Raw genomic sequence first — 255 nt, 5'->3', positions numbered from 1 at the left:
CACTTCCGGATCGGCTGAAGAGCTGCCGGAACCTATTTGCATTCCCATATTCTTCCTTTATTTACCCGCTCAATTAGCCGCGTGGTGGTGGTTCGATGACGAAACCAACTTTGGAAATCCCTGCGCGCTGGGCGTTGAGGATCGTTTTGCCGATAAATTCGTAGCGAACGTTCTGGTCACCGCGGATGTTAACTTCCGGTTGCGGGATCTTTACGGCTTCTACTTTGAGTTTCTCGAACAGATCTTCTGTCCCGC

The 255-nt window shown here is 51.0% G+C and carries 1 protein-coding gene; it reads right to left on the bottom strand.

Annotated features, from left to right (window positions below):
• Nucleotides 1–73: 73 nt before the first annotated feature.
• A partial coding sequence (locus H8K32_RS20090) for an ExbD/TolR family protein (protein WP_186914418.1) occupies nucleotides 74–255 on the bottom strand: 182 nt, incomplete at its 5' end.

Origin of the sequence: Cognatundibacterium jejuense, from assembly GCF_014284255.1 — a bacterium.
Lineage (GTDB): Bacteria > Pseudomonadota > Gammaproteobacteria > Burkholderiales > Burkholderiaceae_D > Undibacterium > Undibacterium jejuense.
This window is presented reverse-complemented; position numbering and strand designations above follow the sequence as displayed.